The organism is Litoribacter ruber, from assembly GCF_018449405.1.
Lineage (GTDB): Bacteria > Bacteroidota > Bacteroidia > Cytophagales > Cyclobacteriaceae > Litoribacter > Litoribacter ruber.
In genome coordinates, this window is the sequence record NZ_JAHCMY010000005.1 from 103,833 (window position 1) to 117,818 (window position 13,986).

General features: G+C 37.5%; 12 protein-coding genes. 2 read left to right on the forward strand and 10 right to left on the reverse strand.

Annotated features, from left to right (window positions below; all coding sequences use genetic code 11):
- Positions 1-200: 200 nt before the first annotated feature.
- Entirely contained in the window at positions 201-941 is a 741-nt protein-coding gene (locus tag KI659_RS10845; protein WP_213945368.1) for a response regulator, read from the forward strand.
- A 113-nt stretch (positions 942-1,054) separates the two neighbouring features.
- Positions 1,055-1,765, forward strand: coding sequence for a LytR/AlgR family response regulator transcription factor (locus KI659_RS10850; RefSeq protein WP_213945369.1), 711 nt, complete (start codon positions 1,055-1,057; stop codon positions 1,763-1,765).
- Positions 1,766-1,801: 36 nt separating this feature from the next.
- On the opposite strand, the gene KI659_RS10855 is transcribed toward KI659_RS10850, so the two are convergent.
- From KI659_RS10855 to KI659_RS10900, 10 genes are all read right to left on the reverse strand, one after another.
- Entirely contained in the window at positions 1,802-2,872 is a 1,071-nt protein-coding gene (locus KI659_RS10855; protein ID WP_213945370.1) for a glycoside hydrolase family 5 protein, read from the reverse strand.
- A 42-nt stretch (positions 2,873-2,914) separates the two neighbouring features.
- Positions 2,915-3,646, reverse strand: a complete 732-nt coding sequence (locus KI659_RS10860; protein WP_213945371.1) for a WecB/TagA/CpsF family glycosyltransferase — start codon at positions 3,644-3,646, stop codon at positions 2,915-2,917.
- A gap of 114 nt (positions 3,647-3,760) precedes the next feature.
- Positions 3,761-4,870, reverse strand: a complete 1,110-nt coding sequence (locus KI659_RS10865) for a glycosyltransferase family 4 protein (protein ID WP_213945372.1) — start codon at positions 4,868-4,870, stop codon at positions 3,761-3,763.
- Between the two features lie 15 nt (positions 4,871-4,885).
- Positions 4,886-6,031 carry a glycosyltransferase family 4 protein gene (locus KI659_RS10870; protein ID WP_213945373.1) on the reverse strand — a complete coding sequence of 382 codons (1,146 nt, stop codon included), beginning with the start codon at positions 6,029-6,031 and terminating at the stop codon, positions 4,886-4,888.
- 4 nt (positions 6,032-6,035) lie between these two features.
- A complete protein-coding gene (locus tag KI659_RS10875) occupies positions 6,036-7,487 on the reverse strand; it encodes a lipopolysaccharide biosynthesis protein (RefSeq protein ID WP_213945374.1) in 1,452 nt (483 codons plus the stop codon).
- Positions 7,451-8,767: an O-antigen ligase family protein gene (locus KI659_RS10880; RefSeq protein ID WP_213945375.1), complete on the reverse strand. Its 1,317-nt coding sequence runs from the start codon at positions 8,765-8,767 to the stop codon at positions 7,451-7,453. Before KI659_RS10880 ends, KI659_RS10875 begins: the two co-directional genes overlap by 37 nt.
- 27 nt (positions 8,768-8,794) lie before the next feature.
- The gene (locus tag KI659_RS10885; protein ID WP_213945376.1) at positions 8,795-11,095 is read right to left on the reverse strand and encodes a GumC family protein; all 2,301 of its coding nucleotides are present in this window, start codon (positions 11,093-11,095) and stop codon (positions 8,795-8,797) included.
- A 20-nt stretch (positions 11,096-11,115) separates the two neighbouring features.
- Positions 11,116-11,898 carry a polysaccharide biosynthesis/export family protein gene (locus KI659_RS10890; protein WP_213945377.1) on the reverse strand — a complete coding sequence of 261 codons (783 nt, stop codon included), beginning with the start codon at positions 11,896-11,898 and terminating at the stop codon, positions 11,116-11,118.
- A gap of 201 nt (positions 11,899-12,099) precedes the next feature.
- Positions 12,100-12,762, reverse strand: a complete 663-nt coding sequence (locus tag KI659_RS10895) for a sugar transferase (RefSeq protein WP_213945378.1) — start codon at positions 12,760-12,762, stop codon at positions 12,100-12,102.
- 474 nt (positions 12,763-13,236) lie between these two features.
- Complete coding sequence (locus KI659_RS10900) at positions 13,237-13,941, reverse strand: TVP38/TMEM64 family protein (RefSeq protein ID WP_213945379.1); 705 nt, start codon at positions 13,939-13,941, stop codon at positions 13,237-13,239.
- Between the last annotated feature and the right edge of the window lie 45 nt (positions 13,942-13,986).

Sequence of the window (13,986 nt, forward strand, 5' to 3'; positions counted from 1 at the left end):
ATATCCGATTATTTGGTCTAAAAACCCAAATTGTTAATAACGGATCTAGTATTTTTAGATATCAAGGAGCAAGGATAAATTCGCCAAAGTTTAATGTTTCCTTTATAAAGGCAGCAAGGCGCTTATTCACCCCAGATTTATAATCCTCTTTAGGATTGCTTAGCCCCGTTTTAGTAAATTTTTTTTCAATGCAATACAGTATGGAAGGCAAAATACTATTGGCAGAGGATAATACCATCACTCAGAAATTTATGAAAGCCATGCTTAATCAATGGGGTTATGAGGTGGTCTTGGTAGGAGATGGAAGGCAAGTTCTGGAAGAAATTGAGCGCAATCAATTTGATATACTTATACTGGACTATCAAATGCCAGAGATGGATGGACTAGAAACATTTAAAAAAATTAATAAGAAAAAGACGTTAATTGGTAATGCAGAAGTAATTTTTTTAACCGGCGAAACAAGCCCAACTGTTATATCTAATTTGAAGGAGACTGGAGTGGGTTATTTTTTGCGGAAACCTGTAAACTTGCAAGTTTTATTTTCCATTTTGGATCAATTAATGATCAAGGTGAAAAAAAAGGAGAAAAGGCAATCTAATTTTTCCACCGCTTACCTCAATGATATAACATGCAGTAATTCCGAATTGATGCAAGAAGTCATTGATATTTTTATTAAGGAAGTCCCTGATTCCATTTTCCAGTTAAAGTCCCATTTCCTTTTAGAAGATTGGGATAGCCTAATAAAGCTCTCACACAAGGTTAAAGCTAATTTTTCCTATTTGGAACTGTATGAACCACTCATGCTTATGGAAGAAGTGGAGGTAAAACTTGAGAATGAAAAGGACAGAAGAGAGATTTTACCATTAATTGTTGTCATGGAGGAATATGTTAAAAATGCAATTGTAAAGCTTAATAATCAAAAAATAAATAATAAGGGTTAAAAAAATCATAATTTAGGTCCAAAAAGGGTGTTGTAAAAGCTAATATTTGTCTATCTTTATAATTGTGAATGAATTATTTAGGATTTTCAATATAGACAAAGTCTAGTTTTTTTATGGAAGGGAAATATTCTTGTATATTGGTGGATGATGACAGAATGTCATTAAAAATTTTGGAGATCTTAGTCGCCAAAACAACTTTTCTAGAAATAGCCGGGGTTTTTGACCATCCTATGGAAGCTTTCAAAATGCTTTCCGAAAAAAAAGTTGATATACTTTTTTTGGATATTGAGATGCCTGAAATGAACGGTTTAGAGCTTTTAGAAACTCTAATTGAAAAGCCACAGATCATTATGACTACTTATAATAATTCATATGCGGTGCCTGCTTTTGATTACGAGGTAGCGGATTTTCTTTTAAAACCCATCGTCAACTACTCTAGGTTTTTAAAGGCAGTCAACAAAGCATTGAAAAATTTGGAGCATGCGAATCGGAAAGCTGTAAATTTTGATAATGAACAAATTTTTGTAAAAATCGATTCCTTGCTAATGAATTTCAATCTCAGGGATATTCTTTACATTGAAGCCTTTGGGGATTATGTGAAAATCCACACCAATGACAAGATGTATATTACCCATGCCAAGTTAAAAACTGTAGAAGAGACATTGCCACATAATGCCTTTTCAAGGGTTCATAGATCTTTTATAGTACGTTTGGATAAAATAGATAACATTGATTTATCCAACTTGGAAATTGCAAAGCGGGTAATTCCTATTAGTAACAGTTACAGATCAAACCTAATGGACAAAATTAACTTGCTTATATAAGACAAGCTGATTTATTGCACATACATGTATATAGTATTATTTAGATCTATTTTGTTGTAATATTTCCTTAAAAAAATTGCCCTGTCGGGTGGGTGTGAATTTTTCCCAATCTTTTATTAACATAGGTGACCATTCTGTATCAAATACCCAAACTAAATAAGAGATTCCCTTTCTTTCACAAAATGATGTAATAGCACGACCATAGTTTTCGTCACCGATTACAGGTTCATGGGCGCCTCTTTCGTAAGCATGGCTAAATCCAATTTCAGTCAATATAACAGGGTATTTCTGGGCTACAAATCCCCAATCTTCCGTCCATTTTTCCTCCCAAGGGGGATTCCTTTTCATTGGGTAGGGGTGGCTAACATAGGCCACATTAGACCCTTCTATTGGGTTGTTGGCTACTGGCGTAAGATCATATGCCCAATCAAAGCCTGTAACGAGGGTAATGGTTTCAGCCCCCTGATTTCGTATAGCTAAAATTAATTGCTCCATCATACTTTTCCAATCCCCCCAATCCAACTTGCCAAAATTTTCCACATTGGCGGTGGGTTCATTGAATAATTCGAAAAAAGCAACGGTTGGGCGGTCTCTGTAGTGAACCGCCATTTTAATCCAAAAATCATTTGTTTCCTGCCAATTAGTCTTGTAATATGGCTGATAAAAAATTTCGGTTTTCAAGTTTCCAATGCTGTGCCAATCTATAATGACATACATTTCCAGTTCCTCGGCCCAATTTACTCCGGAATCCAAAAGTTGAATATACTTTTGAGGCCCAAGTCTTCTCCAGTTAATAGGATGTACAGGAAATCTGACTACATTTGCCCCCCAGTTTTTGATTTCTTCAAAATATCTTTTATTCCACTGGCCTTTGTAGTCCAAATGGGCTGGATCGCTTGTGTTGATCCCTTGAAAAAGTCTCACCTTACCATTTTGGTCAACTAAACTATTGCCTTCAACCCGGATTCTCTGAGGGAATTTATTTTCCGAGGGTGAATGATTGCTAGGAGGGGTGCAGGTACAAAAGTATAAAGCTAGACTAAAGAGAACTAATATTCGAATACATATTCTAGTTCTGATCCTTAATACAAGTTGACGGAATGCCATTTCTAAAATTTTTATTGAGAACTGAGATAGAAGATCAATATTTCAATGGTGTTTTGCTGAATTTACTGTCATTAAATCTAAAATAATTTGAGGACCGTTTATAAAATATCTTTTGAATAGTCTTCGTGGCTCCTGTACAAATCTGTAGAACCATTCTAGGCCAATATTGGTATAAACCCTGGGGCATCTTTTCAATAATCCAGATTGGAAATCAATGGTGGCCCCTATAGCCATAAAGGTGCAGTTGTGAAGACTGGAGTGCCTTAGTCTTGATATCAATAATTCCTGTTTTGGAGAGCCCAAGCCCACTGCGATTAGGTTTGCTCCTGATTCATTGATAAGATGAATTATGCGCTCAATCTCATCCTCATTTTTTTCAAACCCGAAAGGTGGGGAGAAATAGCCTACAATTCTCGCTTTACATTTTTTCTTGAGATTTGCCGCGGCTTTCTTGGCATGCATTGGTGTGGTCCCTCCAAGTAGGAAAATTTTAAAACTTGGATCTTTATTATAGAACTTACATGCAGCGGGGAAATAATCAGAACCTGCAATTTGCCGTAATCTTGAGTTGAAAAGAAAGCCTGAAATAGCAGAAATTATTTTACTATCACAAAGCACCATATCAGCCTCTTTATAAGCTTTTAAGAAAGCAGGGTTTTCCCTAAGGTTATAAAGGTGGTCAATGTTTGTAGTGACAACGAACTTTACTTTTTTAAGTCTTTTAAGGGATTCTTCCAGTGAAAGGTTGTCAATTTCCACATTCAGTACTTTCACCTTTTCTGTGAACAAAATATCCATACGCTACTTTAGTTTACGGTGAATGATTTTTTTTAAAAAAGAGGGTGTTATAAAAAAATAAAGAGGGGTGAATTAAGGGTAACGCAATTCTTAAAAAGGAGAATTCGATGTGTTCAGAATAACGCTAGAGGAATTTGAATCAATTATTGATCGGTAGGTTCCGAACATTTTTTTGTTTAGGAGAGAAAGGTTATAGTTTTCGTTGATTTTCTTAATGTTGTTCAAATGGATTTGATGCGCCGCATCCTGATCCTGGATAACCTTTGAAATTGAATTTACTAAGGCCTCAATATTTCCAGGTGTAATTAAATAGCCATTTTTATTTTGCTCCACAAGATCGGGAATACCTCCCACCGTTGTACTAATAACTACATTTCCACATGCCATAGCCTCAATTAAGGCCATGGGAAGTCCTTCATTGTACGATGGAAGGATAATCGTTGAGCAATTCCGTAAATAATGGATTTTGCTTTTTCCTTCTTTCCAGCCTAAGAGATGGACGTGATTTTTTAGGTTGGCTTGATTTACCTTTTGCTTTACTTTCTCAATTTCCCCATCTCCGATAAAGTAAAAATTCAAAAGATCTAATTTTCCTTGCTCTTTTAAATGTTGAATTGCTGTGATTAGATCGTAAGTGCCTTTTCTCTGGCCTAGTCTTCCTATAAATAAAAAGTTATGAATTGTTTTTGCGAAACTGGGAGAGCTGGAAAATTCATTGGTGTCTACTCCATTGTGGAGGATTTCAACGTTCTGGGTCAAGCCAATTGATTTCAGATACAGTTTCCATGAATTTGAAAGGACAAATATTTTGTTGGCAGATTCTAAAGTGGCTTTGATCCAAAATTTTGCTAAAGGATTAGCAGAAGCATAGAAAGTGTCAAAATCACATGCATGGATATGGAGGATAAAAGGTATTCTTTTGAGCCTGCAAATACAGGAAAGGAGGCTTTTTCTATAAAAACTGGCTCCAGATGCTACATGGATATGGGCTAGAGATAGGTTATCCATTTCCCAAAGCTTGACTAGACTTTGAATTGCAACTTTAGACTTTGTCAGGGAGCTTCCCTCTTCGTGTGAGGTCAAAAATTCATATTCGTAGCCAAATTGCTCAGGCTGGCTGGATAGCTGGTTCAAAATAACCGTTGCCATTCCCCCCTTTGTTTTCGTAGGGCTAGGGCCTATAATTACTACTTTTTTCATACGAAATTATTGGTTTTACCGTAGTGTTAATGTGTGTTCCTTTGGATTGTCTATTTCATCTCTAAGGTTTTGGGTCATTTTGAGATAGGCGTTGTTTTCAAGTAGCTCAATGATCTTATTTGCTAATGCATCCACATCATTGGGTTGAACAAGGCAGCCATTAAAGTTTTCAATTACGTATTCGGGAAAAGCTCCCACCCGAGTGGCTAGGACTGGAGTGCTCATAGCGTATGAGGTCATTAATACGCCACTTTGAGAGGCTTCAATATAAGGGCACACTGTGAATTTGGCGTGGTAGACTAGTTCGGCTAATTCTTTGTTGCCAATATGACGGTTCATGTATTGGATGTTTCGCGGATGGTTTTTGATAATGCTGTTCTCTAAAACATATCCATTACTTTCCTTTCCCGCGATGATGAACTGAGTGTGGGGATGAGATTTAAGTACTTTTGTAATTGAATTTAGAAAAATATCTACCCCCTTATATTTGGAGATCCTGCCGAAAAACAGAATGTGCGCATGTTTTTTTTCAATAGGGTGAATGAAGTTTCTGTAAAAAGAATAAGTTCTCATCTGGATAATTTCGTGTGGCCCTTTTTCTTTAAATTTTTGGTAATACCTGTTCTTTGCATAGGAGGAGTAAAAATGAAATTTTTGCACATTTAGGTTGGCAAAAATCCTTCTTGCGAATATGGTTTTGATATTGGTTTCGCCTGGGTGTTGCTCAGGATCATGAATGGTAATCTGTAGGTTTTTGCAAGCATTGAAACACCTTACTAGCCAAAGGGATCGCAATGACATGGTCTCCAATTCGTAGTGGATGATGTCAGGATTCAAGGCAGAAATAAAGTTCGCGGCCATTTGGCTGGCCTTTAGACTTTTTAATGAAAGGCCAGACTTGGTGGTATGGACAACAAACTGAACTGAAGCCACCCCTTGAAAATAATATTGAAAATATTTTAAGTCCTCATTGGAGAGCAGCTCGATAGGACTCATCAAAGCGGGTTGATTTGGTAAATGTTCAATATTTAGAATATTGGACCCTTTGGTCAAGGGAGTTATTTCGATCAGAACATGCAGTTGTGATTTGTGCTTAATCATGTTGATGTACTCTAATGAGATGTCAAGCATGCAGGCAGCGGTATAGAACAATACTTTCATTTGGCTATCGTAAGGAGTAGGTAGTTTTATAATTGGTCTTCAGTTTGTTATAGCAAAGGCCTAATAAGAGTAGTGAAAAAGATAAAAACAGGATGTACTCATTGATTAAATCGGAAATCAATACATACATAGAACAAGTAAGGACTATCATTGCGAAACCATTAATTGCTTCTGGTATGGTAGTCACTTTTTCTTTAATTAAGACATAATCTTGGGAAACGTGAAAAATGAAAATAGAAATTAGGATTGAATAATTAATGACAGAAAGAGACTTGATAAATATCAACCCTATTAAGCAAAGGGTTATGTTAAGAATTACGCTTAAGACATTGAACCACATGTCTGTTTTTTCCATTCTCATGGCAATTAGCACATTAGCTTGAAGTAAAACTGTTGGGTATACTAAAATCGTCAAAAACATTTCTTGCGTAAAAATGGCGGTGGTGGCATAGCTTTCCCCAAATGCAAAAGGAAGAATGTTTTCCCCAAAGGAGTAAATGAAGGTGAAAGATAGGAGGCCAAAAATGCTGTACAAAAGATACATTTTTTTATAAAGTTCCTTAAACCCTAGGGTATGGTTTTCCTTATAGAGCTTTACCAGAGTTGGAAATACAGTGGTTGAGACAATGGCCGGCACGAGTTGGGCAATACTGAACAGCTTAAAAGAAATCTCATAATTAGCTACGTCTTCTAAGGTCAGGATTTTGGAAATGATTATAATGGAGATTCGCCAATATATAATGTAGGCACTGCCAATGATTACAAAGGGCCAGTTTTTGAACACTATTCCCTTAATATAGGAATAGGGAATGTCAATTTTCCAAAAGCCGTTCAGGTCGATGTTTTTTGGGGAGCCTATTTTTAAGAATAGGTTTAAGGTAGCAAATCTCAAAACAATTAGAAGAGCAGAAAGCGTGATAATGGACATAGGGAATATGAACAGTAGGCATCCTACTCCAAACTTTGCCGTGGCTTCAATCAAAAGGATAGTAAAGGTTTTTTTCTGTTCAAATTCGGCAATATTGACATGTTTGATTGAATAAATTAAGTTATCGAATATGATGTTAATGCCAAAAAGAAGACTTAGAACCCGGATGATGTATTCATCATAAAGGGTGAATACCAAAATAATATTTAAGGCAAAAAACACAATTCCAAAGTATAGCTGCATTTTTAAAAAACCATGGATAAGGTTTTTCTTACTTTGGGTGTTTACTATTTCCCGCATAAACCATTGTCCTAATCCAAATGCAGCAAAAGCAGCAACGAACTGATAAAGGGTGTTGGCTATAAGAAAATGTGCAAACTCTGTAGTGGTGTAAGATCTGGCAATGATGACAAAAAAAAGGCTTAGGAAAATGTTCTGTAGCAAGCTTGCCACTAACCCCCAGGCACTATTTGAAAAGATTTTGGAGCCTTTTAAATGCTGTGAGACCTTTGGTTTGGTATGGGACATAAATATGAATCGGATGGATTTAACCGGTAGTAAATTAATAAGGAAAACAGGGTAATGACGGTAATAAGGATTCTTTTGTCTCCTAATGAGTACACCGTGATGAAGGAGATTCCAAATCCAATTATTGATGAGGTGATAAATAAAAGATTATAATTTTGAGCCCTTTTATAAAACTTTGAGATGCTGTAGTATAAAAGACTGGCAAGGATATAGAATTGCAAGGAGAAAGCGACTAGTCCATATTCTGTTAATAATTTTAGATAGCCATTTTCCGGGTGATCCATGTACATGATTTCTCCACTGAGTTGAGGCCAATACAGGTGGGGCGCATATATGGTTATATATGCTTGGAAATTCCCCGTTCCTATTCCCAAGAATGGATTTTGAAGGAAAATGTCAAAAGATTCCTTCCAAATCAATAGCCTGAAATTTAAGGAGTCGTCGACCTTTTCTGCCCTATTGAACAAAATCAAGTGTTGGGAAAAGCTCAAGTAAAGGCATAAGCCTATCACTCCTGCTATTGCTGCATACTTTCTATATTTCCATTCTCCAAAAATTAAGATGGCCATGATTCCAAATCCCAGGCCCAACAATGCTGCTCTTCCTCCGGTAAATGTTATGGCTAAAAAGATTAGGAATAATAAGAAATAATTTAAACTGTTTAGTATCCTGTTTTTTGTTTTGATGAGGAATAAGAATGCTGTCATTGATAGGAATTGAGCAAATTTTTGTGTGTCTGAAAAGTATCCAGGGTAGCGAAATCCCTCCGGGTCATTGATGTTCGGGTTTAACTCTTTATAAAAAGTAAACTCCAACCCAACGAGTAATTGAATACTCAGAAATAGCAAAGCACCGATAGCAGCCATTTTAATGTAATCAATTACTTCTTGAGTGAATCCTTCAAGTTCAATCAATTCATCTACAAGTAGTTTAGCGAAAATCACCATAGATAATATCGGCAAAATAGAAATTAAAGAATTGGAAATAAATGGGGAGCTGAGGGAGCCTATTATGAGGATCAAGAGGAAAGCGAAGATTGTATAAGTAAACGATTTGTTGGTAAATCGTGATAGTTTGCCAAACAGTAGGAATCCGGAAATGAGGGCTATTCCGTCAAAAAGTTTAAGACCACCCATGTTGTACGGAGTGATGTATAAATCCATCAAAGGAAAAGCAGCCAAGACATATAATATGGTAAGGCGACGGGGATTTGTCGATAGCAGTATCAGGATGACAAAGGTGGCTATGCCCGTTAAAGCCAATAAAACTTCTAACTTCATTCGTGCCGATGTATGGAGAGTGGAAGATTAAATTTTTACTGGATTAAAGTTATATCCATAGCCGTAGCCATACTGTTTACTAAACATCCCACGGACCTTTATTCCATTAAATATTATCCCGACCTTCATTAGGTTTTTTAGCTTGCTAGATTGATCCAGATGCTTTATGACATTTTTTGGAGTATAATTATGTCTCACTACCAAAAAGCTTTTGTCGCAATAATTGGAAATAAAATATGCGTCTGCCACTAGGCTGATGGGTGGGGTGTCAATGATAATGTAATCAAATGAAGCTTCTAGGACCCTTAGGATTTTACCTAACTTTTCATGCAACAATAACTTAGTGTTTTCTCCCAGCTCTTTGCCTGAAGGTATTAAGCAAAGGTTTGGGTAGTTGGTGCTATGGACAATGGCATCTGCTTTTGTTTCAGAAGATAGGTAATCGGTTAATCCAAGCTTTTTGAAGCAGCCGAACTGGACCGAGGTATTGGGGTTTCTTGTATCAAGATCCACCAACACGACCCTTTTCCCCAGCTTTGCCAAGTTGACGGCTAAATTTGCACTTACAAAGCTTTTTCCTTCACCTGGCAAAACTGAAGTGAGCATGATTTTTTTGTATTTGTCTTTCACGAACAAGCCACTATTTACAGCTAAGTCACGAAATTGTTCGGCGAGTAGAGGATCATTATAGTTGGGATATTGTCTCTTCCTTTTTCTAGTAATATGGGACAGTTCGGATAATACGGGAGTGTCAGTATATGCTTCAATGTCGGATCTGTACAGGATTTTATTTGATAGCATCTCCTTTCCAGTAACGATGGTTACTCCTAGGATAAATGGAAGAATGAAGGCTAATGGGAAAAGGAATTCAGGTCTAGGATTTACTGGTCGAAGGACTGACTCGGCTGCATCTATCAACCTACTATCAGCTTCGGACGGGGCGTAAGTTAGGGCGGTTTCTTCTCTTTTTTGAAGAAGGTAGCTGAAAAGGTCGTTTTTAATAGCTTTCCTTCTATTCAACTCAAGCAGCTCCCGCTCTTGTTGGGGAATGTTTCCTAGGGCAGCATTGAATCGACCTGTATTGGCTGTAAGGTTGCCTAAGCTTGCTTGAAGGTTTGCCCGCTGGTTGTTGACATTTTCTAGGATGCCTGGACGTATTTTTTCAATTTCATTTTGGATGGAAAGTAGGATAGGATTGTTTTCGGCAGTAGTCCTTTTCAACCTCTCATACTGGATTTCCGACTCATAAAGCTTTTCCAGCAATTGGGTGAGGATAGCATCATTTAGGCCGAGTGTAGAGGGTACGATTCCACCGTTCTTTTCTTTTGACCTAACATAAACCTCGATATTGTCCAGGACAGACAGTTGCATATTGATATCGGCTATACGTCTGTCATAGTCCCCGACATTTTGAAGGTACATTTTACCTTGCTCGCTTAGGTCCACTACTCCTTTTGTAGTTTTATATTGCTGTACCACTTTCTCCAAGTCTTCCAGCTCCTGCTCAACAGTTGCCAGCCTTTCCTCCAAAAAGTTCATGGTATTGGTTGCAAGCATGTTCCGCTCATTATGAGAAGCCTTGTTGTATTCGCCAATCAATCTATTGAGGATTTCCTCCCCTCGGCTAGGGACTTGATCCTTGTAATAGATGTTTACGACCGTTGAGAGTTTGTTTACCGGCAAAACCTCCATTTTTTTCTGGATTTCATCAATTACCTTTTTGGGATGGATCAGAGAGAAATATAAAGGTGACCTGCTTTGCTCAGTAAAAAATTCGTTCAAGGTAAATCTCATTTTTCCATATGGGGTGTCGTGCCACTTGTCTATAGGATATGTTTTTCCTTCAAGAAGGACGACTCCCTTTTCTGAATGAAACGTGAAGGGGATCTTCTCGGCTTTTCCACTGCCCTGAATAATGGTGTTTGGATCCTCAAGCTCAATTTGGATAGGGGAGGTAGTGAAAGCTGGCAACGATTTAAATTGAAGTTCCTCAAAAATCGGGGCGTAAAGTTTTAGGCTGGAAACAACTGTTTTAAGCAAAGCCCTTGATTGAAGTACTTCAATTTCATTTTCAACAATTTTTTTGGAGGCAAAGGCATTCATGGATTCCAGCATCCTGGCATCATCAACACCTCTCTGCTCATCCTTGATTAACAGGGTTGCAGTAATTTTATACACTGGTGTAGTATGCCTGTGCAATAGCAAAGCTGCAGACATAGATAGAATCAGGAGGAAAGCAAAAAGTGGCCAATAAGGTAAGTACTTATTGATAATAGAGGTTAGTAGATTTTCCTCGCTTTCGTGGTGGTTATGTTTGTTATAGTACATAGCTTCTGATGGTTTGGGAATTATCTGATGAATCTATCTGCTCCAATCAATAATAGAGAAACTGAGCCAATAATGGCAGGAAGCCACTGGTTTGCCCTGTTGGTGCTGGAGACTTTGGCTCGGTTCGGCTCAACATAAATGACATCATTGGATTCAAGATAATAATAGGGGGACTTGAAGATTTCATCTGTTGTTAGGTCTATTCTGGTGACTTTTTTTACTCCGTTTTGGTCTCTTATTAATAACACATTGTTTCTTTTGGCATAAATCGTGAGGTCACCGGCCAGTCCAATGGCTTCAAGGATGGAAACTTTTTCATTTGGAATGGTAAGAACAGAAGGCTTGGCAACTTCCCCTAAAACTGAAACCTTGTAATTGAGGTACCTGATATTTACCATAGGCTCTACCAATAGCTTTCGGGACAGGAGTTCTGCTGTGATTTCCTCGGTAAGCTCCTTTTTGGTTTTTCCTTCAGCATGAAGTTTCCCTAAATAGGGAAAGTTGATAAAACCGTCTTTGTCTATTAAATAGCCGGCAGCATTGGCTGTTAAACCAGTTGCTGTTGAGGAATATGCTCCTGATACATTAGAGGCGTTGAAAATCTCGGTGGCCATTGGGTTGAGGCTGGATACGGAAATGCTTAGCAAATCACTTTTTTGAAGAACTGGCTCCAATTCATCGACAGGGATATGGTAAACCCCAGACTCCAAATCATTGAAGTATGTGGCCTTCCTTGTGTTGACGCAAGAGCTGAGTAATGAAAAGATAATCAGAAAGTGAAATATAATTTTTAAATTTTTCATAAATAGAAAATGTTAAGGCAAGTACACAGCTTCGCCTGGTCAGTCCCAGGACTTTAAAATGAAAACATGACTGAACTAATTGACTCATTATAAATATGATAAGAAGAACATGTATTAGTTATTCTTTTCGGTGAACTGGTAATATGAATAGTTGAAATCAGTATTTATAAGGATGAATTTTGAGGGAGCATTTACTAGAGGTCAAGCTGCTTCTTTAATATAGGATGCAATGAATTTTTGGTGTGGGGGATAGAAGGATAACCATACGGTTAGTAGTATAATTTTTATATCCAAAGCCATGGTCCAGTTTTCGATATACCATAAGTCCGCTATTAACCTGTTTTCGATGTCTTCCAAGGCTTTGGTTTCACCTCTGAAACCACTGACTTGTGCTAATCCGGTAATTCCTGGCTTTACACTATGACGATCCATATAGTTGAGTGTTTTTTGCGAAAAATCACGGGTATGTTTAATCATATGAGGCCTAGGGCCAACTATTGACATGTCTCCCAAAAGCACATTTATAAATTGAGGTAGCTCGTCTAGGTTGGTTTTACGCATGAAAGCACCCATTCTTGTGACTCTGGGATCTCCCAGAGAAGCTTGCAAAGAATCGGCTTGCTCATTGATAACCATACTTCTAAATTTCCAGCAATAAAATGGCATGTTATTTTTACCAGTCCTTAGTTGTTTAAAAAAGACGGGACCTTTGGATTCGAGTTTGATCAATACTGCTATGATGGGAATAAGCCAACTTAAGAGGAGAAAGACCACCATTGTGGCAAAAACCACATCAAACAAATATTTGGCTCCAGCATTCAGTCTTTTCACTAATCTTCCTGAGTTTAATGTTCTGGTTTTCATGTTCTTAAAAAGTTTTAGGTCCCGATAATAATTATTGAAATTAAATTTATCGGAGTTTACTTTTTGTCAAATTCGGCCAAATCAAGAGGGGCGTCGTTAAGCGGGAGGATTTTACCGATGAATTTGGAGCAGCATTAGAAAACCGATGGACTTATATTTAAATACAAATAGAAAAAGTAGATCTCCCGATCCAGTTTTATATGATCAAACCCAACTTATTTAATTTCAAGTGAAGTGTCATCATTATTATTAATCAAAAAAATACAAAAATTGGGGAGTAATATAGGAAGCAATTGCCTGACTTTATTTTCAAGTTCAAACCAATCTTGGAAAGCACTGCCGAGGGTGGATTTTATTTGTATTTGGCGGTTCTGTTTATTGATGGAAGGCTATACTTTCCATGAAATTGCTATAGGCAGGTGGGTTTAGGCTGCCAAGTGGATAACAAGTTAAGACGGGTATATGGCTAACCTTTTAAGTCTGATAATTATTCGTTTTTCGGTTTTTGTCAATCCAAACATACACTACGAATCCGACAAAACTGATAGCCCCAATCCATATTAAGCCAGTCTGCAAACTTTCAGATTCTTCAAAGTAAGCAATGAGGAGTGTAAGGGGTAGGATTCCCAGCATGGTAGCTGCTATAAATTTCCAGAATCCCATCTTCATTATTCCAGCCACAAGGCTTATCGCGTCATTGGATAGAAATGGGGAAAAGCGAACTATTATCACAGCCCAAAAACCATAGTTTTTCAAGAATCCCTTCATTTTGTTTTTAGACTTATGCCCAAGTAGTTTTTCGACCACGGGATTACCTAATGCAGAACCTAAAACATAGGCTATTGACGAAGCGATGAATATACCAATAAGAATAATTCCCGAGCCAATTAACGGTCCATAAGCCAACACAGCTATAACCATTAGCAGAGGGGTTGGGACAACTAGAACCACCATTTGTGCTGTCATGGCTAAAATCAAAACAAGGGGGCCGGCCCATCCAAATTGGTCTACCCAGTCCGATATCTTTTTCTCATCGCCACTGCTAAGCACTTCGTAAGCTTCCGCGACGAAATTCTCCACAGCCGGAACAGTGAGATAAAGCAGAATTATACCGATTAACAAAATCAAAGACAGGTATATAGGCGATTTGGATTTGCTCCGATTTTCCTTTTCTACCATTTTTAAAAGTTAAATTAAAAACTTATTGATTCAATTTTTATGCTA

Bases quoted from the DNA above. Each gene is read 5' to 3' on its own strand.
- KI659_RS10845 (WP_213945368.1), top strand. From the start codon at position 201: ATGGAAGGCAAAATACTATTGGCAGAGGATAATACCATCACTCAGAAA.
- KI659_RS10850 (WP_213945369.1), top strand. From the start codon at position 1,055: ATGGAAGGGAAATATTCTTGTATATTGGTGGATGATGACAGAATGTCA.
- KI659_RS10855 (WP_213945370.1), bottom strand. From the start codon at position 2,872: ATGGCATTCCGTCAACTTGTATTAAGGATCAGAACTAGAATATGTATT.
- KI659_RS10865 (WP_213945372.1), bottom strand. From the start codon at position 4,870: ATGAAAAAAGTAGTAATTATAGGCCCTAGCCCTACGAAAACAAAGGGG.
- KI659_RS10870 (WP_213945373.1), bottom strand. From the start codon at position 6,031: ATGAAAGTATTGTTCTATACCGCTGCCTGCATGCTTGACATCTCATTA.
- KI659_RS10875 (WP_213945374.1), bottom strand. From the start codon at position 7,487: ATGTCCCATACCAAACCAAAGGTCTCACAGCATTTAAAAGGCTCCAAA.
- KI659_RS10880 (WP_213945375.1), bottom strand. From the start codon at position 8,767: ATGAAGTTAGAAGTTTTATTGGCTTTAACGGGCATAGCCACCTTTGTC.
- KI659_RS10885 (WP_213945376.1), bottom strand. From the start codon at position 11,095: ATGTACTATAACAAACATAACCACCACGAAAGCGAGGAAAATCTACTA.
- KI659_RS10890 (WP_213945377.1), bottom strand. From the start codon at position 11,898: ATGAAAAATTTAAAAATTATATTTCACTTTCTGATTATCTTTTCATTA.
- KI659_RS10895 (WP_213945378.1), bottom strand. From the start codon at position 12,762: ATGAAAACCAGAACATTAAACTCAGGAAGATTAGTGAAAAGACTGAAT.
- KI659_RS10900 (WP_213945379.1), bottom strand. From the start codon at position 13,941: ATGGTAGAAAAGGAAAATCGGAGCAAATCCAAATCGCCTATATACCTG.